The sequence below is a fragment of the Oleiphilus sp. HI0066 genome (genome assembly GCF_001635725.1).
In genome coordinates, this window is the sequence record NZ_LWFH01000423.1 from 1 (window position 1) to 1,191 (window position 1,191).

General features: G+C 45.3%; 2 protein-coding genes. Both read right to left on the reverse strand.

Annotation, left to right across the window (positions count from 1 at the left end; all coding sequences use genetic code 11):
- On the reverse strand, nucleotides 1-900 hold a 900-nt coding region (gene dxr, locus A3738_RS05685; protein ID WP_068763437.1), incomplete at its 3' end, for a 1-deoxy-D-xylulose-5-phosphate reductoisomerase.
- Nucleotides 897-1,191: phosphatidate cytidylyltransferase (locus tag A3738_RS05690; protein ID WP_197473631.1), on the reverse strand; the 295-nt coding region annotated here is incomplete at its 5' end. The genes dxr and A3738_RS05690, both read right to left, overlap by 4 nt.

A 1,191-nucleotide genomic window follows, 5' to 3' on the forward strand; every position in this document is an offset into this window, starting at 1 on the left:
AATTTCAGTTAAGTCTAAAGGCTTAACACCGAACTCAATTCTATGAGGCCAACTCAAACCATACGAGATAGGCGTACGCATATCCGGCTCTCCCATTTGCGCTAATACAGAACCATCTCCATAACGAACCATAGAGTGAACAATGCTTTGAGGATGCACAACAACCTCAATATCGGCACTTGAAACATCAAACAACCAACAAGCTTCAATCAACTCTAAACCTTTGTTCATAAGGCTTGCTGAATCGACTGATATTTTTCTACCCATTGACCAATTGGGATGAGTGCACGCTTGCTCTGGCGTTACCAACTCAAGCTGATGCCGATTGAAAGAACGGAACGGACCACCGGAAGCGGTCAATAATATTTGGGTTACTTCCGAACCAGGCTTATTCCCACACGCGTAGTTGTGCGGTAAGCACTGAAAAATCGCGTTATGCTCGCTATCGATAGGCAACAGGACACCATTGGACTCACGCACTGCATTCATGAGCAGCGATCCCGCCAACACGAGAGACTCTTTATTCGCTAAAAGAAGTTTTTTTCCTGACTGGGCCGCAGCAAAACTCGAAGATAAACCAGCCGCACCAACGATTGCAGCCATAACAATATCTACTTCATTATGGCTAGCGATAAATGTTAACGCGTCCGCCCCAAACAAAAGTTCCGTGTCGGTACTCGCATTTTTAAACGCCTCAACCGCATCAGCACGCACCTGCTCAGATGAAATAACGGCATACTTGGGCTTGTGAACCAAACACAGCTTTAGTAGCGCCCGCCAATCAGAATGTGCGCTTAGAGCAAATATTGAAAACTTCTCAGGGTGCTGCGCGCAAACATCTAACGTACTTAAACCAATAGAACCTGTCGCACCTAATACACAGACAGCTTCAGAACTCACTGACCACCCCAAGAGATCCAAGCAAAGCTATAAAGAAGTGCAGTTAGTACTGGAATACTAGCTGTAAGGCTATCGATACGATCAAGCACACCACCATGCCCAGGTAAAAGATTACTACTGTCTTTAATACACGCCTCACGCTTGAACATGCTCTCGGTCAAATCACCGAAAATCGAAATAATTGCGACCAACAAAGTAATAATGACAAGCTGAATTGTCATTGACGCACTTAAACCAAGATACGCTGAAGACGCTAACGCCAATAAAACCGTACAAGCCAATCCGCCCCAT